Annotated in this window: 23 protein-coding genes; 14 read left to right on the top strand and 9 right to left on the bottom strand. The window is 63.5% G+C overall.

Features of this window, described 5'->3' with window-relative positions; all coding sequences use genetic code 11:
- From ACIGGF_RS21160 to ACIGGF_RS21135, 6 genes are all read left to right on the top strand, one after another.
- Positions 1 to 537, top strand: a 537-nt coding sequence (locus ACIGGF_RS21160; RefSeq protein WP_397523120.1) for a zinc-binding dehydrogenase, incomplete at its 5' end; no start/stop codon positions are given.
- Positions 538 to 923: 386 nt separating this feature from the next.
- Positions 924 to 1,286, top strand: a complete 363-nt coding sequence (locus tag ACIGGF_RS21155) for a bifunctional 3-phenylpropionate/cinnamic acid dioxygenase ferredoxin subunit (RefSeq protein WP_397523119.1) — start codon at positions 924 to 926, stop codon at positions 1,284 to 1,286.
- Positions 1,283 to 2,446 (top strand): NAD(P)/FAD-dependent oxidoreductase, encoded by a 1,164-nt coding sequence (locus tag ACIGGF_RS21150; RefSeq protein WP_397523118.1) that lies wholly within the window; start codon positions 1,283 to 1,285, stop codon positions 2,444 to 2,446. Before ACIGGF_RS21155 ends, ACIGGF_RS21150 begins: the two co-directional genes overlap by 4 nt.
- A gap of 91 nt (positions 2,447 to 2,537) precedes the next feature.
- Positions 2,538 to 3,689 carry an aromatic ring-hydroxylating dioxygenase subunit alpha gene (locus ACIGGF_RS21145; protein ID WP_397523117.1) on the top strand — a complete coding sequence of 384 codons (1,152 nt, stop codon included), beginning with the start codon at positions 2,538 to 2,540 and terminating at the stop codon, positions 3,687 to 3,689.
- A 41-nt stretch (positions 3,690 to 3,730) separates the two neighbouring features.
- Entirely contained in the window at positions 3,731 to 4,423 is a 693-nt protein-coding gene (locus ACIGGF_RS21140) for a GntR family transcriptional regulator (protein ID WP_397523116.1), read from the top strand.
- A 59-nt stretch (positions 4,424 to 4,482) separates the two neighbouring features.
- Positions 4,483 to 5,286, top strand: a complete 804-nt coding sequence (locus ACIGGF_RS21135; protein WP_397523115.1) for an IclR family transcriptional regulator — start codon at positions 4,483 to 4,485, stop codon at positions 5,284 to 5,286.
- On the opposite strand, the gene ACIGGF_RS21130 is transcribed toward ACIGGF_RS21135, so the two are convergent.
- Entirely contained in the window at positions 5,256 to 6,131 is an 876-nt protein-coding gene (locus tag ACIGGF_RS21130; protein WP_397523114.1) for a bifunctional methylenetetrahydrofolate dehydrogenase/methenyltetrahydrofolate cyclohydrolase, read from the bottom strand. The genes ACIGGF_RS21135 and ACIGGF_RS21130 overlap by 31 nt on opposite strands.
- Positions 6,132 to 6,242: 111 nt before the next feature.
- Between ACIGGF_RS21130 and ACIGGF_RS21125 the strand changes: the two genes are divergently transcribed.
- From ACIGGF_RS21125 to ACIGGF_RS21115, 3 genes are all read left to right on the top strand, one after another.
- Positions 6,243 to 6,764, top strand: a complete 522-nt coding sequence (locus ACIGGF_RS21125) for a hypothetical protein (RefSeq protein WP_397523113.1) — start codon at positions 6,243 to 6,245, stop codon at positions 6,762 to 6,764.
- A gap of 95 nt (positions 6,765 to 6,859) precedes the next feature.
- Positions 6,860 to 7,423, top strand: a complete 564-nt coding sequence (locus tag ACIGGF_RS21120) for a hypothetical protein (protein WP_397523112.1) — start codon at positions 6,860 to 6,862, stop codon at positions 7,421 to 7,423.
- A 191-nt stretch (positions 7,424 to 7,614) separates the two neighbouring features.
- Positions 7,615 to 7,890, top strand: a complete 276-nt coding sequence (locus ACIGGF_RS21115) for a hypothetical protein (protein WP_397523111.1) — start codon at positions 7,615 to 7,617, stop codon at positions 7,888 to 7,890.
- A 49-nt stretch (positions 7,891 to 7,939) separates the two neighbouring features.
- Here ACIGGF_RS21115 and ACIGGF_RS21110 read toward each other — a convergent pair whose 3' ends face one another.
- Entirely contained in the window at positions 7,940 to 8,656 is a 717-nt protein-coding gene (locus tag ACIGGF_RS21110) for a hemerythrin domain-containing protein (protein ID WP_397523110.1), read from the bottom strand.
- A gap of 263 nt (positions 8,657 to 8,919) precedes the next feature.
- Here ACIGGF_RS21110 and ACIGGF_RS21105 point away from each other — a divergent pair, with 263 nt between their 5' ends.
- The 3 genes from ACIGGF_RS21105 to ACIGGF_RS21095 are packed head-to-tail and all read left to right on the top strand — an operon-like array spanning position 8,920 to position 11,470.
- A complete protein-coding gene (locus tag ACIGGF_RS21105; protein ID WP_397523109.1) occupies positions 8,920 to 10,068 on the top strand; it encodes a zinc-dependent alcohol dehydrogenase in 1,149 nt (382 codons plus the stop codon).
- 8 nt (positions 10,069 to 10,076) lie between these two features.
- The gene (locus ACIGGF_RS21100; protein WP_397523108.1) at positions 10,077 to 10,637 is read left to right on the top strand and encodes a hypothetical protein; all 561 of its coding nucleotides are present in this window, start codon (positions 10,077 to 10,079) and stop codon (positions 10,635 to 10,637) included.
- Complete coding sequence (locus ACIGGF_RS21095; protein WP_397523107.1) at positions 10,634 to 11,470, top strand: MBL fold metallo-hydrolase; 837 nt, start codon at positions 10,634 to 10,636, stop codon at positions 11,468 to 11,470. Before ACIGGF_RS21100 ends, ACIGGF_RS21095 begins: the two co-directional genes overlap by 4 nt.
- On the opposite strand, the gene ACIGGF_RS21090 is transcribed toward ACIGGF_RS21095, so the two are convergent.
- Together ACIGGF_RS21090 and ACIGGF_RS21085 are read right to left on the bottom strand one after the other, a co-directional pair.
- Complete coding sequence (locus ACIGGF_RS21090; protein WP_397523106.1) at positions 11,462 to 12,241, bottom strand: phosphodiesterase; 780 nt, start codon at positions 12,239 to 12,241, stop codon at positions 11,462 to 11,464. The two genes, ACIGGF_RS21095 and ACIGGF_RS21090, sit on opposite strands and share 9 nt — an antisense overlap.
- Before the next feature lie 11 nt (positions 12,242 to 12,252).
- On the bottom strand, positions 12,253 to 12,507 hold the full coding sequence (locus ACIGGF_RS21085; protein ID WP_397523105.1) for a hypothetical protein: 255 nt from the start codon (positions 12,505 to 12,507) through the stop codon (positions 12,253 to 12,255).
- A 118-nt stretch (positions 12,508 to 12,625) separates the two neighbouring features.
- Here ACIGGF_RS21085 and ACIGGF_RS21080 point away from each other — a divergent pair, with 118 nt between their 5' ends.
- Positions 12,626 to 12,769, top strand: a complete 144-nt coding sequence (locus ACIGGF_RS21080) for a hypothetical protein (protein ID WP_397523104.1) — start codon at positions 12,626 to 12,628, stop codon at positions 12,767 to 12,769.
- 36 nt (positions 12,770 to 12,805) lie between these two features.
- Positions 12,806 to 13,099: a hypothetical protein gene (locus ACIGGF_RS21075; RefSeq protein WP_397523103.1), complete on the top strand. Its 294-nt coding sequence runs from the start codon at positions 12,806 to 12,808 to the stop codon at positions 13,097 to 13,099.
- 28 nt (positions 13,100 to 13,127) lie between these two features.
- On the opposite strand, the gene ACIGGF_RS21070 is transcribed toward ACIGGF_RS21075, so the two are convergent.
- The 5 genes from ACIGGF_RS21070 to ACIGGF_RS21050 are packed head-to-tail and all read right to left on the bottom strand — an operon-like array spanning position 13,128 to position 19,157.
- The gene (locus ACIGGF_RS21070; protein WP_397523102.1) at positions 13,128 to 13,844 is read right to left on the bottom strand and encodes a DUF4396 domain-containing protein; all 717 of its coding nucleotides are present in this window, start codon (positions 13,842 to 13,844) and stop codon (positions 13,128 to 13,130) included.
- A 15-nt stretch (positions 13,845 to 13,859) separates the two neighbouring features.
- Positions 13,860 to 15,596: a cytochrome c oxidase subunit I gene (gene ctaD, locus ACIGGF_RS21065; RefSeq protein WP_397523101.1), complete on the bottom strand. Its 1,737-nt coding sequence runs from the start codon at positions 15,594 to 15,596 to the stop codon at positions 13,860 to 13,862.
- Between the two features lie 2 nt (positions 15,597 to 15,598).
- Positions 15,599 to 17,200 (bottom strand): phytoene desaturase family protein, encoded by a 1,602-nt coding sequence (locus ACIGGF_RS21060; RefSeq protein WP_397523100.1) that lies wholly within the window; start codon positions 17,198 to 17,200, stop codon positions 15,599 to 15,601.
- Positions 17,197 to 18,267 (bottom strand): NrfD/PsrC family molybdoenzyme membrane anchor subunit, encoded by a 1,071-nt coding sequence (gene nrfD, locus ACIGGF_RS21055; RefSeq protein WP_397523099.1) that lies wholly within the window; start codon positions 18,265 to 18,267, stop codon positions 17,197 to 17,199. The genes ACIGGF_RS21060 and nrfD overlap by 4 nt, the downstream gene beginning before the upstream one ends.
- Entirely contained in the window at positions 18,267 to 19,157 is an 891-nt protein-coding gene (locus tag ACIGGF_RS21050) for a 4Fe-4S dicluster domain-containing protein (protein WP_397523098.1), read from the bottom strand. Before ACIGGF_RS21050 ends, nrfD begins: the two co-directional genes overlap by 1 nt.
- Between the last annotated feature and the right edge of the window lie 5 nt (positions 19,158 to 19,162).

The raw sequence follows: 19,162 nt of genomic DNA, 5'->3' as shown, positions 1-19,162 counted from the left end.
GCGGTGATCGGGTGCGGCGGAGTCGGTGACGCCGCCATCGCCGGAGCACGGCTGGCGGGAGCGTCGACGATCATCGCCGTCGACCGCGACAAGGGGAAACTCGACTGGGCCCTGGGTCTGGGGGCCACCCACACCGTCGACGCCTCCCAGGTCGATGCCGTCGCCGCCATTCAGGAACTCACCGGCGGATTCGGTGCCGATGTCGTCATTGATGCGGTCGGTCGCCCGGAAACCTGGAAACAAGCCTTCTACGCCCGCGACCTGGCCGGGACGGTCGTTCTGGTGGGTGTGCCGACCCCGGAGATGACCCTCGAGATGCCGCTGATCGATTTCTTCTCCCGTGGTGGTTCCTTGAAGTCGTCCTGGTACGGCGATTGCCTGCCCGAACGCGACTTCCCGATGCTCGTCGACCTGTACGAGCAGGGCCGGTTGCCGCTCGAGAAGTTCGTCACCGAACGCATCGGTCTCGACGACGTCGAAGCCGCGTTCGACAAGATGCACGACGGCACCGTGCTGCGTTCGGTGGTGATCCTGTGAGCGGGCAGTTTCGCATCGAGAACGTCGTCACCTCCGGAACCTTCGCACTCGACGGCGGCGAATGGGACGACCACGGGAGATGAAGTGCTGATATATCAAACTCGACTGTTTACCCGTCGGTAGCGCGTCATCGGCGATGCGTACGGCCTGTCGTCGATGCCGTACGCACCGCCGGACCGGTCGAACTCGGACCGAAAGCAGTCACTCATTGCACGCGCTAATCACCTGTTCAGCTGCCAAAACGCGCAATTTGTCCGAATCGGGTTACATCTTGTTTCGCGGGGATGAAAACCGCCTTTTCCTATTGACACACTCTCGTGGTGATGTTCACACTGTTGTTGCGGCCAGTAAGACGTGTTCCGCATAGCGATACAGAAGGGATCCGAATGCTCAAGGTGTGCCCCTTGGCCGACCTCCCCGGCGGCGAAGCCCTGCGCGTCGACACCACCCCTCCGGTGGCGGTCTTCCACACCGAGGACGGTGAGCTGTTCGCGATCGACGACACCTGTACGCATCAGGACGCGTCCCTCGCCGACGGATGGCTCGAAGGATGCGCGGTCGAGTGCCCGCTCCATGCGTCGACGTTCGACCTACGCACCGGTGCCGTCGACGCTCCCCCCGCGAAGTTGCCGGTTCGTACTCACACCGTCGTCGTCGACGACGGCGTCATCTACATCGAACTGAGCACCGCGGCCCCCAACCTTCCGCCCGATGTTCGTGGCCGTCTCGCTGCCGAGGGGCATTCGTGAGAAGCGTGACCATCGTCGGAGCATCCCTGGCGGGACTCTGCTCGGCACGCGCCCTCCGAGCGGCCGGGTTCGACGGCTCGCTCACCATCGTCGGTGCCGAGAGCCACCGACCCTACGATCGCCCACCGCTGTCGAAGGAATACCTCGCCGGCGACGTGGACGCGAGCACTCTCGCGCTCGAACCCGAGGACGAGAACCTCGAAGCCACTTGGATTCTGGGACGTACGGCCACCGCACTGGATCCATCGCGTCGCGCCGTCACCCTCGACGACGGTGTCGAGCTGACCTCCGATGGCGTCGTTCTCGCGACCGGCTCGCGCGCGCGATCGCTTCCCGGTACCGATCATCTCAGCGGTGTGCACGTGTTGCGTACGATCGACGATGCCGACCGGTTGCGCACCGAGCTCGTACCCGGCGCGACGTTGGTCGTCATCGGTGCCGGCTTCATCGGAGCCGAAGTAGCTTCCACCGCAAGGAAACTGGGGCTCGCCGTCACCGTCGTCGAAGCCGCCCCGTCACCGCTCGCCGGGCCGCTCGGCGCACGACTGGGTAGTGCGGTGGGCAATCTGCACCGTGACAACGGCACCACGCTGATCTGCGGGACAGCCGTCGACGGCCTCACCGGCACCGACCGCGTGACGGGCGTCCGGCTCGTGGACGGCCGAGTACTCGAAGCAGACGTCGTGGTCGTCGGCATCGGCGGAATCCCCAACATCGACTGGCTCGGCACCAGCGGACTCGCACTCGGTAACGGAATCCTCTGCGACGGAGGCGGTGCCACCGACGTGCCCGGCGTCGTCGCAGTCGGTGACTGCGCCGCATGGCTCGATTCGACCGGTACCCATCGGCGAGTCGAGCATTGGGCCGGCGCGTCCGAACGTCCCACCGTCGCGGTGGCCACGCTCCTCGCGGGTGGCTACGGCGGCCAACACGTCAAACCTCCGTACTTCTGGTCCGACCAGTACGGGTCCCGCATTCAGTTCGCCGGCACCGCCGGACCGGACAGTGAATGCACCATCGAAGAGGGTTCGCCCGAACTAGGGAGCTTCCTCGCCGTGTATCGATCCGACGGACTTCCGGTGGGTGTACTCGGCGTCAATCAAGTTCGACTGTTCACCCGCTGGCGCCGGCAGCTCTCGGCTCCCGCTCGCGCGGTCTGATACCCAGACCGCTGTTCCACCCGTCGTATTCCCATACCCCAGTTGACGTCTCGTCACCGATTCACAAGATCGGCCACGTACGGAGGACCCCTTGACCACCATTCCCGACACCACGCCGCCCGCAACGTCCCTTCCCCTGCCCGAAAGCCTGATCTCCACCCTCCCCGGTCGCTATTACACCGATCCGGCCATCTTCGAGCTCGAGCAGGAGAAGATTTTCGAGGAGCTGTGGATCTGCGCGGTCCGTGCCGCCGATCTGGACAAGCCCGGTGCATTCCGTACCGTGCAGATCGGCCGCGAGAGCGTCATCGTCACGCGCACCCGAACCGGTGCGATCAAGGCCTACCTCAATGTCTGCGCGCACCGCGGTGCGCGAATCTGCATGGAGGACAAGGGCGAAGTCAAGCGATCGTTCCAGTGTCCGTACCACGCCTGGACGTACGACCTCGACGGAAAGCTCATCGCGGCACCGAATCTCACCAAGATGCCCGACATCGACCGGGTTCGCTACGGCCTGTCGTCGGTCTCCGTCGAGGAATGGCTCGGCTACGTGTGGGTCAATCTGAGCGACGATCCCGCGTCCTTCGACACCACAGTCGTGCAGGACATCCGCGACCGTCTCGGTGACGTCGAGTCGATCGACCGCTACAAGATCGAGGATCTCGGTCTCGGCAGACGCGTGAGCTACGACGTCAAAGCCAACTGGAAGCTCATCATCGAGAACTTCATGGAGTGCTACCACTGCGCCACCATCCACCCCGAGCTCACCGAGGTACTTCCGGAATTCGCCGATGGTTACGCCGCCCAGTACTACGTCGGACACGGGGCCGAATTCGGAGAATCGGTACGAGGATTCACGCTCGACGGCTCCGAGGGCCACGACTCCATTCCCGGAATCGCGCCGGAGCAGGACAGGCGGTACTACGCCATCACCGTCCGGCCTCAGGTGTTCGTCAACCTCGTCCCTGATCACGTGATCATCCATCGGATGTATCCACTCGCCGCCGATCGCACTCTGGTGGAGTGCGATTGGCTCTATCTGCCCGGCGTGGTCGCCTCGGGCAGGGATCTTCAGCACTCGGTGGAGTTGTTCCACCGCGTCAACCTGCAGGACTTCGAGGCGTGCGAACGCTGCCAGCCCGCCATGAGTTCACGCAAGTATCGCGACGGCGGAGTCCTCGTGGGCAGCGAACACCACATCGGCATCTTCCACGACTGGTTGAAGAACCGTATCGAGGGCTGACCGTCTCGGTCGCAGTCACGGTGCCGATAGGATCGGTGACCATGAGTGTCGAGGTCGCATCGTCCAGCCTCCCCGGATCGTCGGGGACGCCGGGCGGACCTGGGGCGACCATGGCGGACGTCGCCTACTCGGCTATCCGCGACAAACTGATCATGCTGGCGATCAAGCCCGGTGAGGCCGTCGTCGAGTCCGCACTGTCCGCCGAACTGGGCGTCGGCCGGACACCGGTACGAGAAGCGCTCAAGCGGCTCGAGTACGAGAGGCTGGTGATCTCCCACGCCCGCCGTGGCACCTTCGCCACGGCCGTCGACGTGGCAGATCTGGGCGATATCTCCGAGATTCGCCAACGGCTCGAGCCGCTGGCTGCGGCCAAGGCGGCCACCGCGGCCACCGCGACGCAACGCCAGGTTCTGTTGGGGATGGCCGACCGGACCGAAGAGTTCGAGGCGACACCACCGAGTCAACACGACCTGATCACCTGGGACGCGGAGGTACACCGCACCGTGTACCGGCTGGCATCCAACCCGGTTCTGGAAGATGCTCTGATTCGCTACAACAATCTCGCCACGCGCATCTTCTGGTTGTTCATGGATCGACTGCCACCGCTCGCCGACCACGTGGGTAGCCACACCACGCTCCTTCGAGCCATCGCGGCCGGAGAAGCCGAGGACGCTGCCGCGATCGCCCGAGCTCATGTGACCGAGTTCGACGACGCCGTCCGCGCCGTCATCTAGACCTTCGCGCCCGAGGGGCATCCCACCAGGTCGATGTCCGGTTCCGTATAGTCGAGAGAGTGTCCAGCGACGATTCGGCCCGTGCCCCAGAGGGCGGCGTCCAATCCGTCGACCGCGCATTTCGGGTGCTCGAGGTGGTGGCCCGGCTCGGAGAGGCAGGCGTGAGCGCCATCGCCGCCGAAATCGGGGTGCACAAGTCCACGGTGTCGAGGCTGCTCGCGTCGCTCGAAGAACACGACATGGTGATGCAGACGCACAACCGCGGGAAGTACCGGCTCAGCCTCGGAGTACTCCGGCTTGCCGCTGCCGTCCCCGAGCGCCTCGAGATCACCGAATACGGCCACGCCGTCTGCGAACGACTGGCGGGCAAGCTGGGCGAGACGGTCAATATCGCCGTGCTGCGGGCCAATACGGCTGTGCATCTGGACCAGGCTCGCGGCCCCAGTTCGGTCGGTACCCACAACTGGATCGGGGAACAGACTCCACTGCATGCCACCGCCAGCGGCAAGGTGCTTCTCGCCGCGCTGGACGCGGAGACCCGTAGGACTGTCGTCGATTCGCTCGATTTCCACCGATACACAGAGCACACACTCACCACCGAGGCCGGTCTGACTGCCGAACTCGATGCTGCGGTATCCCTGGGGTATGCAGTGGTCGTCGAAGAATTCGAGACCGGACTCAATGCCATCGCAGCTCCGGTCTTCGATTACACCGGCAAGACGACGGCGGCACTGAGCGTCTCCGGTCCGGTGTATCGGTTCGACGAAACCAGAATGCGCGCCATCGTCCCCGACGTGCTTGCGGCCACAGCCGAGATCAGCGAGAAGATGGGCTACCGCGAGTCGTTCATCCCCTCGGCCTGAGCGGTTTCGGCACACTCCACCACGTTGGTCAGCAACATGGCCCGAGTCATCGGCCCGACGCCGCCGGTGGCACCGCTGAGACGACCTGCAATCTGCTCGACGCCGGGATGTACATCTCCCAAAATGCCCTCGACGGTGCGGGTGATTCCCACCGAGAGCACCGTCGCCCCGGCACTGATCCAGTCCGGACGCACCAGGTGCGCCACTCCCGCAGCCGCGATGACCACGTCGGCGGCCCGAGTGTGTGCGGCGGTGTCCACCGTCGCTTCGTGACACATCGTGACCGTCGCGTGTTCGCTACGCCGAGTGAGCATCAACCCGAGCGGACGCCCGACGGTGATGCCGCACCCGATGATGCAGAAGCGTGCGCCGGTGATCGGAACATCATGATGCCGAAGCAGTTCCAATATCCCGCGCGGCGTGCACGGCAGCGGACCGTCCATGCCGAGCACGAGCCGGCCCAGATTGGTCGGGTGCAAACCGTCGGCATCCTTGCGCGGATCGATCAGTTCGATCACCCGATGAGTGTCGATGTGCGGAGGAAGCGGCAGCTGGACGATGAAGCCGGTGCATTCAGGGTCCGCGTTGAGAGTATGCACGGCATCTTCGATCTCCTGCTGACTCGCGGTCGCGGGCAACCGCACCTGAATCGACTGCAGCCCTACCTCTGCGCAGTCACGGTGCTTCGCCGCGACGTACGAGCGGCTCCCCGGATCGTCGCCCACCAGAATCGTGCCGAGGCCGGGACGGATACCCCGCTCCGCGAGCCGTTCGACGCGATCTCGCAGATCGTCCTTGACGATCGCGCTGACCGCCGTCCCGTCGATCCTGAGCGCTGTGGTCATACTTCGCTTCCTCGGGTCGGGGTCTGCTTCAAGTCTGATATATCAACTGTCGATTAGGGTACGACGCGTGAAGGTGGCCGGTCAAGAGACGCGGTATGGGAGGGTCGAACCATGGAGCCCCTGCAGCCGATGCGGCCGGTCGACGTGCAGCACGACGAGCGCGAGTCCGCACCTCGATGGAAGGTGTGGGGTGCGCGCATCCTCCTTGCAGGACTTGTTCTGACGGGGGTTCTGGTCGAGGACGGACAGTCATGGATGGTCACGGCTGGGACCTGTGCGTCCGCCATCGGCGCGGCGCTCATCGTTGCGTCGACGCGGCGAACGATGCGCGAGAACGCGGGCCGCCGAATTCCCTGGCTCGGCCGGCCGCCGGTCGAACCGCGGCGAGAGGACCTACTCCTCACCTTCGGATTTCCGATGGTCGTCTTCGGCATTGCATTGGCCGCGAAGAGCGCATCCGTACCGTGGTTCATAGCGTTGCCGGTCATCTGCGCCTTCATCGGTCTGCCCCTGTCGGCCCAGGCGTGGCACAACCATCGCGTGCGCACCCTCGAACCACGCACCTTCAGTTCCACTCGGGTGCACATCGAAACAGAAGCGGGCCCCAGGGTTGGCAGCCCTCCTCCCGGGTAACCGACAGCAGGGACGTTGGTCATGGAGCTGCCAATCGATATGTCGCTCTGCGCCTTTCGCTTCCCTAACTTCGTACACATCCGAAGGGAGAATCGATGTCCAACAAGAATACTGTCATTCGTTCGTTGCACGACCTGGGTGCCGCCGCGTGGTTCGGCGGTTCGCTCATGGGTGCCGTAGGTGTCAACGGTGCCTCCACCGCGGTGCCGGATCCACGTAACCGAGCGCAGGTGGCCGCCGCGGGGTGGGCGAAATGGGCCCCGGTCAACGCCGTGGCCATCGGTGCGCACCTCATCGGCGGCGCAGGCATCCTCTTGGCCAACCGCGGTCGGGCACGTCACCAAGAAGGCGTCACCGCGAATACGAACGTCAAGATCGCCGTCACCGGTGCCGCCCTTGCCGCTACCGCATACAGTGGAGTTCTGGGAGCGAAGACCACTGAGGCACAGGACCATTCGGTCGACTCCGCGACAGAGCCGTCGAAGGGAACTCCACGTGAGGCGGCCGAGGCGCAGAAGCAGCTCAAGTACCTTCAGTGGGCACTTCCGGTACTGACCGGGACGATCGTGGTGCTCGGTGCCCAGCAGGGCGAGCAGCAAAGGCCCGCCGAGATCCTGTCCGGAATTGCCGGAAAGTTCGCTTCACGCGCTCGGAACTGAGTCCGACTTCAGCCTTCAACACGCGTTATATCCCGCCGTGCCTGCCATGGCGGGATACGCGGCTGTCCATCGAGCGTAGGTAATCTTTCGCATCGAACCGCACCGAATCTCTACTATGGAGGCGTCGCTGCCCCATACCTGTGCGAGCAGGTACGGCGTTGCAGCGTTGCACTCCAGGAGGAGACTCGGTGATGCGCAAGTCCCCTTCTCGGCCTTTCTTCCGCGACGGTGCCGGAAACCTGGCGTTGGTTGCGGGCATCGTCGCAGTCTTTTGTGCGTTCGTGCCGTTCATCGGAGACTTCATCACCATCCCGACCGGCCTCGTCGCGGTGATCAGTGGCTGGATCGGTCACGGCCGCGCGGTCGATGGCGATGCGTCCAATGGTCGCGATGCTGTGATCGGCGCGGCGCTCGGTGGAGTCGGGTTGTTCATCGTGTTCTTCACCTTCGCCGCGTCGTCCATGTGATAGTCGGACTGTCCTGAGCAGACGACGGGTTCGTATACTCCAGCGCGTTTCACCGTTCTCCGCTTCGAGTGCTCGGGTCTTCTCCCCGCGTCAGCGGTGGGACGTGTTCCACCCAACCGGCCACGGTGGCCAGCACTCGGCTCGCTGCAGTCGCAGGGAGTGACAACGGACGCGGACCGCGTCTGCTCGCGCGATCGAGGTTGTCGCGGGATCGGTCGAGCACGGTCAACGGCAGAGCCGCCAGAGCATTGCCAGGAGGGCGTCGCGCCACCACCGGGTGCGGACGTGTGGGTGCCATTCGCCGCACCGCCTCCCACATTCGCCCGGCACGTACGAGTTCTGCATCGGACATTGCTGTGCGAATCAATGGCAGCAGCTCGTCCTCCTCGTCCCGAACGTCCTCTCGCAACAGCGTGATGATGCTCTGCAGCAGCTCTGTACGCGAAGGATCCGAGTGAGGCTTCTTCTCGAGCTCGGTGAACAGCTCGTTGATCTGTTGATGTTCTTGCTCGATCTGCAGAGTCAATTGCTCACCTTCGGGCACACGTTTTCGGATGAGCGGCCACAACACTGCTTCCTCCGCGAATGCATGCGGAAAGACGAGCCGGCACAGCTCGGTCAAAGTTTCGTCTTGTTCCGTACCTTCGGCCCGTTCGACCCGATGGATCAGGTGATCGAGTTCGATGTGGTCGCGGCGTTGGCGAACGAGCACGCTGCCCGCACCGCCGAGCTCGGAAAGAGTCTGGTGTGCAATGGAGGTGGCCATGAGAATCCTGTGGTGTGTGCGGGTCGGTAATCGGCTGTCGTATTGCGCGGTCTTCGACGCCGAGTTGGATGTAAACTTTCCGTAGCGACGTAGAAGATCGTTGCATTGCGGGACTACCGCACATCCCGTTCGCCAAACCCACTCTCGGACATCGTTTTCGGTCCAGTAACCGGCCGTCACACGCAGTGTTCGGTGTGCCTGCGAACAAGCGCGTTCCACCGTGGCCGAGCCCGCGCCACCGACCCTTCTCGAATCGAGGTCCCATGCTGTCGATGGTCTACCGCGGTCCGTACAAAGTGCGTACCGAGCACAAGCCCGAGCCGAAGATCGAACACCCCAACGATGCGATCGTCAAAGTCACGTTGGCTGCGATCTGCGGTTCCGACCTGCATCTCTACCATGGGATGATGCCCGATACCCGGGTCGGAACGACGTTCGGACACGAGTTCATCGGCGTCGTCGACGAGGTGGGCCCGTCGGTACAGAATCTCCGCCGCGGCGACCGAGTGATGGTGCCGTTCAACATCTATTGCGGGTCCTGCTACTTCTGCGCACGTGGACTGTTCTCCAACTGCCACAACGTCAATCCCAATGCCACCGCCGTGGGCGGAATCTACGGTTACTCCCACACCACCGGCGGATACGACGGTGGGCAAGCTCAATACGTACGAGTTCCGTTTGCCGATGTCGGTCCCAGCATCATCCCGGACTGGATGGACGATGAGGACGCGTTGCTCCTCACCGATGCACTGGCGACGGGATATTTCGGTGCTCAGCTGGGGTCGATCCGCGAAGGCGACACCGTAGTGGTCTTCGGCGCAGGCCCCGTCGGTCTCTACGCGGCGGCCAGCTCGTGGCTCATGGGTGCCGGACGGGTGATCGTGATCGACCACCTCGAGTACCGCCTCGCCGCGGCACGCGACTTCGCTCATGCCGAAACCTACAATTTCGCCGAGCACGACGACATCGTCGTCACCATGAAGAAGGCGACCGACTATCTCGGCGCAGATGTCGCAATCGACGCGGTGGGTGCCGAGGCGGACGGCAACTTTCTTCAGCATGTGACGGCATCCAAGCTCAAGCTGCAGGGTGGGTCTCCGATTGCTCTGAACTGGGCCATCGATTCGGTCCGAAAGGGAGGGACCGTCTCGGTGATGGGTGCGTACGGACCGATGTTCTCAGCAGTGAAATTCGGGGACGCGATGAACAAGGGCCTGACTCTGCGGATGAATCAATGCCCGGTGAAGAGGCAGTGGCCCCGGTTGTTCGAGCACATCAGGAACGGCTACCTGAAACCCAATGCCATAGTCACTCATCGTATTCCGTTGGAGCACATCGCCGAGGGTTACCACATCTTCTCGGGGAAGCTCGACAACTGCATCAAGCCGATCATCGTCCCGAACAGCGATTAGGAGCAGCCATGCCGTACTCGGCGGACAAACCCTCTCGCGCTCGATCTGCAGAAGAGCTGCGCGCTGCAATCCCGGGCTGGGGTGTGGATCTCGACCCGGCCGATCGACCTGCTTACCCCCGTCAACGGTTCGATCCCGACAGCACCGGTGCGCACTGGACCATGCCGGATCAGCAGCCCGGCTGGGAGGGTCGCGAACGGAGCATCGAACACGAGCGCGTCACTCCGGTGTTCGGTACTTCCGTTCCTCTGCAGGGCCTCTCGGGGATGGTACGACGCTTCGCCTATCGGTACAGCGAAGGCCGGGCCGCACACTGGCTCATCCTGCTCGCAGGTGACAGAGTCGATTCGGCCACCGCACACCTACGTTCGCTCGCCGGTACCCGGCCGGACAATCCGATCACCGAGACGGGTGTTCGCGGCGAGTTCACTCACCACGGAATCTCTTCTCGACGAGGCTCCCGTGTCGACCGCAACCACCGGTGGATCGACCCGATCATCGTGGCAGGACCGTGGCTCGCGGCGGTTGCGGCCGTCACCGCGGTCACCCGGGCGGTGGTGCGGCGATGAAGGGAACGTTCACCTTCATCGGCAATGCGACTGCACTGATCTCGTTCGGCGACATCACTTTCCTCACCGATCCGAACTTCTTGCATGCGGGCCAATACGCATATCTGGGTCACGGACTGGTATCCAAACGGCTACGGGAACCGGCCATGGACGTCGACGAACTCCCCCGCGTCGACGCGGTGATTCTCTCGCACATGCATGGTGATCATTGGGATCGGCGAACTCAGGCTCACCTCGACCCGGCAACGCCCATCATCACCACCGACCATGCGTCGAAGCGATTGCACCACCGCGGGTTCGGTGCAGCAGAAGCGCTCACGACATGGGGCTCGACGGCAATCCAGCGAGGCGACACACGAGCGACCGTCACCGCAATGCCGGGGCGACACGGTCCGACCTGGGCCCACACCCTGCGGCTCGTGCCGCCCGTGATGGGAAGCATGATCGAGTTCGAGCACACCGCTGCCGGTAGACAAGTCGACCGGTTGCGCGTCTACATCTCCGGCGACACCCTCTACGTCGACGACCTCGCAGAAATTCCGCACCGCTACCCGTCCATCGACACCGGGGTCTTCCACTTGGGCGGCACCACATTGCCTTTCGGCCAATCGCCGAAGCGCGGGCTCATGGTCACCATGGACGCTGTGCAGGGCGCGCAGGCCGTCAAGTTGATCGATGCGGACCGATCCATCCCGATCCACTTCGACGATTACGGCGTGTTCGCGTCGAGTCTGACCGAGTTCGAGAACGAGACACACCGGCAGGGACTCGCCGACCGCATCACGTATGTCGGTCGGGGCGAGACCGTGTCGATCGGTGCGGACTCAGCGTAAGGAGATCGGACGTTCCACGTCGAGGGTATCCGTCCGCCGTGCGCCTCGGCCCTCTCTGGAGTTTCGATATGCCGACAGCCTCAGATTTCGCAACCATTCGGGTTGCGGACGTACCTTTGCGGGGCTGTTGAGAACCGGATCGAATGCTGCTGTGTCCCGGTCGGATTCGAGTAGCGCAGTTGAGTGTACAACCGCGATCGGCTCGAACGGCCCTGCACCACAGGCATGCTCGAGCTGGAAGCTCACCCGATCTCGCACCACCGCGTCCCGCACATCGGCAACGTCCATCCCGTGCAGAATCGGTCCCGACAACCTTGCGCGAAGCCACCACATTCTGCCCTCGAATTTCAGGGGCATCAGAGATGACAGGTGTGCGTCGTTCCACGAACTCGACGGCCACGGCACCATTCGCCCCACCGGCCCTGTCGCCGAACCCGCGAACAACAGATCCCACGGCGGCTCTCGGTCGTCCGACGACGGTATGCGAACGGCAAGACCTGCGACGTCGGGTAGACCTCGCGGCAGGCCAACACCTTTCGACACCCGCACGGACACCTCACCCGATCGCAACGGCAGACCGTCCTGCTCCGGCAGCAACCGTTCGAGAGTGCCCGTGAACCCGACCCCATTCGGATGGAAGACACGTGCGGATCGTAGTGCTGCCACACCACGGAAAGGCATGCCCAGTATTCGCGCAGTCATGGAGTCCTCGGTTTCGCGGCCGAGCTCGGCGAGTCGGGCACTCGGGTTCCGAGGAGAAAGTGAACGCATGGACATCTACCTCACGCGCCCAGTTTGGCGGCAATGTCATCCACCACCGGAGCGAAGTCCTTCAATGCGGTGCGGGAGAAGCCGCCCGCGTCGTTCAGACGCTCTGTCAACGCCTCTCGCGTCACGACGACGACGGCGAACTCGTCCGACGACTCGTCGCCGGACTTGTCGGGAACATCGAGAACCAATTCGCCCGAGTCCAAGATCAACCGTGCGTCGGGTGTGCTGTTGTACAGGTCTTCGAGCCGATCGGCGGTGTCGTTCACGTTCGATCCTTTCGGGTTACGGAATCGATGGCATGCATTGTGATCGAGATATCCGGTCCGGTTCGAATCAAACGATCCTGCGCCGATTGAGCACGTTCGGCGTGGGTAGAGCTGCATTATGACCACCGGACAGAATTCCCCGAATCCGACTGACCCGTACGACCCCGGCCAGGATCCGGATGCCGACCCGGCCAACCTCACGCAAAACGCAGGCACGCAACCGGACCAGGCCGAAGGCGAGGACACGGACGCACCGGAATGAACGTCGACGACCGACCCACTCACAAAGGCGGCTTCCATGCAGAACAGTGAGTACGAACAATGGCAGTCCGGCAACTCACCGCGCGTGTACGACGGCTCGTCGGTCCGAGCCGTTCGCATCGACGGAAGCAATACCGACGACGTCGTGGCATGGTTGAGGAAATCAGGCGTGGACGCCGATATTCGCGACGGTGCCGTCACTTTCGGTCACATGATCGTCGATGTGGGCGAATGGGTGGTGCTGTCCGGTTCAGGGCATGCGCTGAGGATGGACGACGCGACCTTCGGTGAGCTGTTCGAGCAAGCACCGCCGCCGATGATCGGCGGATAGATCCCTCGATGCGCGACGCGTGCCGGTACTACATAGCTTCCTTGATTCCCCTGTCGATCAACAGTGCGTTCGCCGGCCATGAGGTCGCGAAGCCCACGATCATCCCGATCTGCATCACCAACCAGTACGCCGGCTCGGTGGGATCGAGAGGTGAGTCGGCGAACACGACCAAGGACGACAACGCCATGGCCGCGAACATGCCGACCTGGAACGCCGTCAGCGAGATGACGTCCGCTTTGGCTGCGGCAACCAGCCCGTCTCGGACACCCAGCCCGCGCATCGGTGCTATAGCCCAGAATTGGAACACGATTCCCAGTGCAAGCGCGGCCGCGTATGCGCCGACGAATTCCGCATACAAGGATTTTCCGGCGACCGCCGCACCCGTCACGAACACGACCCAGGGCACCAGGACGTCGGCCAAGGCGCAACCAGCGCCGCAGTGGCTGGTGCCCAACGTGATCGACGACCATCGACTACTCGGAGCAGCGGTGTCCCGTTCGTGTCGCCGTTGCCACCGTCGAGTCTTCGGACGCCCCAGTCGAAGATAGGCCCACACCGCGGCAGGCCCCAGATACAAACCCGTGACCGGCCACACCACGTCCATCACCGCCATCTGCGAGCGGTATCCACGAACCCAGATGTCCCACACGATGGTCAGCGCACAGACCACAGCGAGCCCGATTGTGCAGTAGGCCAACCAGTTCATCCACGTTGGTGCCACAACGATCCCTTCTGTATCGGTCACGCATTGGTCGACCCGTCATCGGCTGGCGGTATCGGGGCCGGCACCCGCTGTCGCTCCCTTGTTTCGGTCGAACTTGCTGTAGACGTGAGCCTGTTCCCTCATCGCATCGACCATGTGCGGATAGTGGAGCTCGAAGGCTGGTCGTTCGGAACGAATGCGGGGAAGCTCGTGAAAATTGTGCCGAGGCGGCGGGCAGCTCGTCGCCCACTCCAGGGAGTTGCCGGCACCCCAAGGGTCGTCGGCGGTGGCCGGTTCTCCGTATCGATAGCTGCGAAAGATGTTCCACACGAACGGTAGTACCGATGCACCGAGTACGAAAGCGCCGATCGAGGACACGACGTTCATGCCGGTGAATCCGTCGGTGGGGAGATAGTCGGCGTACCGACGCGGCATGCCCGCAGCGCCGAGCCAGTGGTGCATCAGGAAGGTCAGGTGGAAACCGAAGAAGGTCAGCCAGAAGTGCCATCGCCCGAGTGCCTCGTCGGCATAACGGCCGGTCATCTTCGGAAACCACAGATAGATGCCCGCGAAAGTTGCGAAGACAATGGTCCCGAACAGAACGTAGTGGAAGTGCGCAACGACGAAATAGGTGTCGTGCACATGGAAATCGATCGGCGGACTCGCCAGCAGTACTCCCGACAGTCCCCCGAACAAGAAGGTCACGAGAAACCCGATCGAGAACAACATCGGAGTTTCCAACGTGACGTGCCCTCGCCACATCGTTCCGATCCAGTTGAAGAACTTCACGCCGGTGGGCACCGCGATGAGGAAGGACATGATGGAGAAGAACGGCAGGAGTACGGCGCCGGTGGCGAACATGTGGTGCGCCCACACCGTGATGGACAAGGCCGCGATGGCAAGAGTCGCGAAGATGAGACTCTTGTATCCGAAGACCGGTTTACGACTGAATATGGGCAGCACTTCGGTGACGATGCCGAAAAAGGGCAGCGCGACGATGTACACCTCGGGATGACCGAAGAACCAGAAGAGGTGCTGCCACAACACCGTTCCGCCGGTCGCCGGGTCATAGACGTGCCCACCGAGGTGTCGGTCGACGACGAGACCCGCCAGGGCGGCGGTCAGGATCGGAAACGCCAACAGCACGAGGATCATCGTGGCCAGGATGTTCCAGGTGAAGATGGGCATCCGGAACATCGTCATACCCGGAGCGCGTAGGCAGACCACCGTCGTGATGAGGTTGACGGCACCGAGAATGGTGCCGAGGCCGGTCAGAATCAGGCCCGTGATCCACAGGTCGGTGCCCACACCAGGAGAATTGAGGGCAGAAGTCAAGGGCGTGTACGCAGTCCAGCCGAAATCTGCCGCGCCGCCGGGCGTCGCGAAACCGGCGAGGACGATGATTCCGCCGAAGAGATAGAGCCAGTAGCTCAGACCGTTGAGACGCGGGAACGCAACGTCCGGCGCTCCGATCTGGAGCGGAACGATGTAGTTCGCGAATCCGAACACGATCGGCGTCGCGTACAGCAGCAGCATGATCGTTCCGTGCATGGTGAACAGCTGGTTGTACTGCTCGTTGGAGAGGAACTGCAAACCGGGGACGGCGAGTTCGGCTCGCATCAACAGTGCGAGCAGACCGCCGACGAAGAAGAACGCGGTGGACGTGACCAGGTACAGAAGCCCTATCACTTTGGGATCGGTAGTGGTGAGAGTGGACACCAAAGTCGCGCCACGCGGACGTCGCCTCGGCGGAAACGGCCTACTTGCGGACACTGTTTCGGTGACGGCAGCCATCGTCAGTTCCTTCCATCTCGTGCGAGGCGGTTCTGCAGAAGTCGAATGGCCGAGCGATACACCATTCCCCCGTGTCCGGACCTTCGCAACGCGGCCCGCGCGGCGTTGGCCCCGGGCGCACCGTGGACAGCTCCGCCGGGGTGAGCAGACGCGCCGGCAAGGAAGACTCGATCGATGGGGGTGTCCGCTCGCCCCAGACCGGGAGTGGGCCTGAAGAACAACTCCTGGTGCACAGCCGTGGTGCCCTGATTGATTGCCCCGCCGACGAGCGCAGCGTTGTGCTGCTCGAGATCGCCTGGGCTCTGCACAGCGCGGGCGATGACGCAGCTGCCGAACCCCGGCGCATGCTTTTCTATCGTCGCCTGCATGCGGTCACCGAACTCCTCGACGGACTGGCGATCCCATCGAATCGACCGTGGCACATGCGTGTACGCCCACACGGATTCGGTTCCGCTAGGCGATCGCGACGGGTCAGCGGTGGTCATCTGACCGAGAAGCATGAACGGCGTGTCCGGCAGCTTTCCGTTCCTGATGTGTGTCCGAAAGGTCGCGAGACCATTGACGTCCGCACCGAGATGGACCGTGCCGGCCCCCGACGCTTCCGGGTTGGTCCACGGAATAGGTTGCGAGAGAGCCCAATCCACTTTCACAGTTCCATCGTCCCACTCGAAGCGATGCAAGTCGCGGATCAACGACGACGGCAGCAGTTCCCTACCGATGAGCCGCTCGTACAGTTGCGGTGCCGGTACATCGGCAAGGATTGCTCGACGCGCCGTCGTTTCCTCGCCGCCCACGTCTCTGACCGCCGTCCCTCGGCCGTCCTGTACGACGATCTCGGCAACTTCACTGCTGCATTCGACCACCCCGCCTCGATCGGTGAGGCGACTCACCAACGCGTCGGTCACCGCGCTCGCACCGCCCTCGGGCACGGGAAAGCCGACGCTCTGGCCGAGCATGGACAGCAGCCATCCGAAGACACCGCTCGCTGCATCGTCCGGCCCCAAATCGCTGTGCAACGCATTTCCCGCCAGTAGCGCACGTGCTCCATCTCCGGCGAACGTTTCGACACCGAATCGACGCGCGGGCAGCAAAAATCGCCGCAGTAGTCTCAGTGCCTCGCCCGCTCCGGTCTCGCGCAACAGCGACGCCGCCCCGCGCACCGGCGGAAATGGACGCAGCAGCGAATCCAGGAGCGGCTCACCGATGCGATCCCACAACGCTGCCTCATCGCGCCACGCGTCGGCGTCACCATCGGCAAATGCGCTCACGGACTTCGCGGTCCGCTCCACGTCGCGCGAGAGGACGGCTACTCGGTCGTCGGGAAGTATGTGCGCCAACACATCCGGCGCGTGACGCCACTTCAGGCCGTACTGTTCGAGTTCGAGTTCGCGAATCACCGGCGATCCCGCGGCGAGCGGATAGAACGCACTGCACAGATCGGTTCCGAACCCCGGGGCGGTCAACTCCTCACTGCGGACCGAACCCCCGGGTCGATCCGACGCTTCGAGCACGAGGACATCCCAGCCTTCGTCGGCGAGGATGTTGGCCGCGACGAGTCCGTTGGGCCCCGCTCCGATGACGACGGCATCGACACTCCTGCTCATCGTGCCGCGTGCTCGCGCCGCGCATCGACCCGCTCACGTTGCGGGACGACCACGTATTTCGGATCCTTCGACGACGCAACTCCTGCATGAAAGATCGCGAAGCGAGTACACGCCGAGCCCGCCAAGGCTGCGGCACCGCCGACCAGCGCAGCGAATCTCGATCTGGGTGCTGCTGCCATCGACGTCAATACCGCTGTTGCAGTGAAGATTCGCGAGAGCGTCGTCAGCTTTCCGGCCGTGCCCTTGTGCAGGGTCTCCGACGCGAGTCCCATCTCCCGTTCCATCAACTCCTGCGCGACGGTCTCAACAGCGGCACCGAGCAGGACAGCGCGGCGCGCCGGCCCTGCCTCGGCCAGCGGCGACGCCGCCATGGCGAAGCCTCCGGCCGCCATCGTCGCCGACCCGACGAAGACGAACGGGAGATTTCGGTGGCCGTCGTGCCACGCGGGAACTGCGGTGTCCGACATCAGTGCTGCGGTGTAGCCCGCCACGGCGGGGCCCGTCACGGCAGCCCCGACAGTGGCGACGCGTCCGAGTCCGACGAACTTGCCGGAGACAGCGGTGACGGCAGCCACGCCGGCTTGTGGCCCGTACACGCTCAGAAGCCACGAACCGACGCTCATCGGTGAACTCGGTTTGAACACACGCAACATGTTCAGGAATCGAGCGGGTCGGCCGAGATCGTGTACCAACGCCACGAGGGACGCCGTTATAGCCCCCAAGGCCATCACTTTGGAGTTTCGGGCCATCGTGGGGCGATCGGTGAACTCGGCACCGGCGGCGATGATCGACGAGCCGCCTGCCAATCCACCCATGAACAGGTAGCCGGCAATGTCGAGCGCACTCCACGTCGGCTCGTTGAGAATCGGTTTGCCGTAATACGATTCGAATGTCGCATCGGGAACCATCGCCTTCTCGCCGCGGTTTGCCCGACGCTTCCTGCCGAGCCTGTTCTTCAGTGCACCCGGTTGGGCACCGGTGACAGCATCTCGCTCCGGCGGTGCAGCCGCATCTTGCGGAACTCCTGTTCCACCACGCTTCTCGGTGTCGTCTTCGATCGCGCCCATCAGCGCCCTCCCCAGAACGTGGCGAGAACGCCTGCCAGCATCCCGGCCGCAGCGATTCCCACCTTCTGCCACATCGCGGGCAGATCCCTGGTCGTCACAATCGGATCCGGCGGCAGGCCGTACACTTCCGGTTCGTCGAGCAGCAAGAAGAACGCGCCGTCGCCGCCGACTCCGTCCTCCGGATCGTGGCCGTAGAGTCGGGCGTCCGATATCCCGGCGTCGTGCATCTGCGCCAACCGCGCATCGGCGCGCTCACGAAGTACGGACAACTCGCCGAATTGGATCGAGTCCGTCGGGCACGATTTGGCGCAGGCAGGCTCCATCCCTTCGCCGAGCCGGTCGTAGCACAGGGTGCATTTCCAGGCTCTGCCGTCGTCTTTGCGTTGGTCGATGACACCGTAAGGGCACGCCGGAACGCAGTATCCACAGCCGTTACAGATGTCCTCCTGCACAACGACAGTGCCGAATTCGGTACGAAATAGCGAACCCGTCGGGCACACGTCCAGGCACGCGGCATGGGTGCAGTGTTTACAGACGTCCGAGGACATCAGCCATCGGAAGTCCGTGCGCTCGCTGGTGTTCTCGTCACCCGGTCGGCTGAACGCTGGAAGTCCCAGGTCCACTGCTGCCCCCGCATGTGCTTGCTGCTCGCCCAGAGGTTTCGGCTGTTCGATGAAGGCAACGTGCCGCCATGTGTCCGCACCGAGGCCACCGGTGTTGTCGTACGACATCCCGGTGAAGTCCAACCCGTCCTCGGGAACGGCGTTCCATTCCTTGCACGCCACTTCGCATGCCTTGCAGCCGATACAGACACTGGTGTCGGTGAAGAAGCCGTATCTCGGGCTCTGGTCCTCGCCGTAGCCCGCGTTCACGGCACTGTCGTCATGCATCGATG

Source organism: Rhodococcus sp. NPDC078407, assembly GCF_044542515.1.
Classification (GTDB): Bacteria; Actinomycetota; Actinomycetes; order Mycobacteriales; family Mycobacteriaceae; genus Rhodococcoides.
The sequence above is the reverse complement of the archived record's forward strand: the minus strand, read 5'-3'. Positions and strand labels throughout refer to the sequence as shown.

What these genes read in the sequence shown, in the direction of transcription:
- ACIGGF_RS21155 (WP_397523119.1), top strand. Translation starts at nt 924, where the DNA reads ATGCTCAAGGTGTGCCCCTTGGCCGACCTCCCCGGCGGCGAAGCCCTG.
- ACIGGF_RS21140 (WP_397523116.1), top strand. Translation starts at nt 3,731, where the DNA reads ATGAGTGTCGAGGTCGCATCGTCCAGCCTCCCCGGATCGTCGGGGACG.
- ACIGGF_RS21130 (WP_397523114.1), bottom strand. Translation starts at nt 6,131, where the DNA reads ATGACCACAGCGCTCAGGATCGACGGGACGGCGGTCAGCGCGATCGTC.
- ACIGGF_RS21125 (WP_397523113.1), top strand. Translation starts at nt 6,243, where the DNA reads ATGGAGCCCCTGCAGCCGATGCGGCCGGTCGACGTGCAGCACGACGAG.
- ACIGGF_RS21120 (WP_397523112.1), top strand. Translation starts at nt 6,860, where the DNA reads ATGTCCAACAAGAATACTGTCATTCGTTCGTTGCACGACCTGGGTGCC.
- ACIGGF_RS21115 (WP_397523111.1), top strand. Translation starts at nt 7,615, where the DNA reads ATGCGCAAGTCCCCTTCTCGGCCTTTCTTCCGCGACGGTGCCGGAAAC.
- ACIGGF_RS21110 (WP_397523110.1), bottom strand. Translation starts at nt 8,656, where the DNA reads ATGGCCACCTCCATTGCACACCAGACTCTTTCCGAGCTCGGCGGTGCG.
- ACIGGF_RS21105 (WP_397523109.1), top strand. Translation starts at nt 8,920, where the DNA reads ATGCTGTCGATGGTCTACCGCGGTCCGTACAAAGTGCGTACCGAGCAC.
- ACIGGF_RS21100 (WP_397523108.1), top strand. Translation starts at nt 10,077, where the DNA reads ATGCCGTACTCGGCGGACAAACCCTCTCGCGCTCGATCTGCAGAAGAG.
- ACIGGF_RS21095 (WP_397523107.1), top strand. Translation starts at nt 10,634, where the DNA reads ATGAAGGGAACGTTCACCTTCATCGGCAATGCGACTGCACTGATCTCG.
- ACIGGF_RS21090 (WP_397523106.1), bottom strand. Translation starts at nt 12,241, where the DNA reads ATGCGTTCACTTTCTCCTCGGAACCCGAGTGCCCGACTCGCCGAGCTC.
- ACIGGF_RS21080 (WP_397523104.1), top strand. Translation starts at nt 12,626, where the DNA reads ATGACCACCGGACAGAATTCCCCGAATCCGACTGACCCGTACGACCCC.
- ACIGGF_RS21075 (WP_397523103.1), top strand. Translation starts at nt 12,806, where the DNA reads ATGCAGAACAGTGAGTACGAACAATGGCAGTCCGGCAACTCACCGCGC.
- ctaD (WP_397523101.1), bottom strand. Translation starts at nt 15,596, where the DNA reads ATGGCTGCCGTCACCGAAACAGTGTCCGCAAGTAGGCCGTTTCCGCCG.
- ACIGGF_RS21060 (WP_397523100.1), bottom strand. Translation starts at nt 17,200, where the DNA reads ATGAGCAGGAGTGTCGATGCCGTCGTCATCGGAGCGGGGCCCAACGGA.
- nrfD (WP_397523099.1), bottom strand. Translation starts at nt 18,267, where the DNA reads ATGGGCGCGATCGAAGACGACACCGAGAAGCGTGGTGGAACAGGAGTT.
- ACIGGF_RS21050 (WP_397523098.1), bottom strand. Translation starts at nt 19,157, where the DNA reads ATGCATGACGACAGTGCCGTGAACGCGGGCTACGGCGAGGACCAGAGC.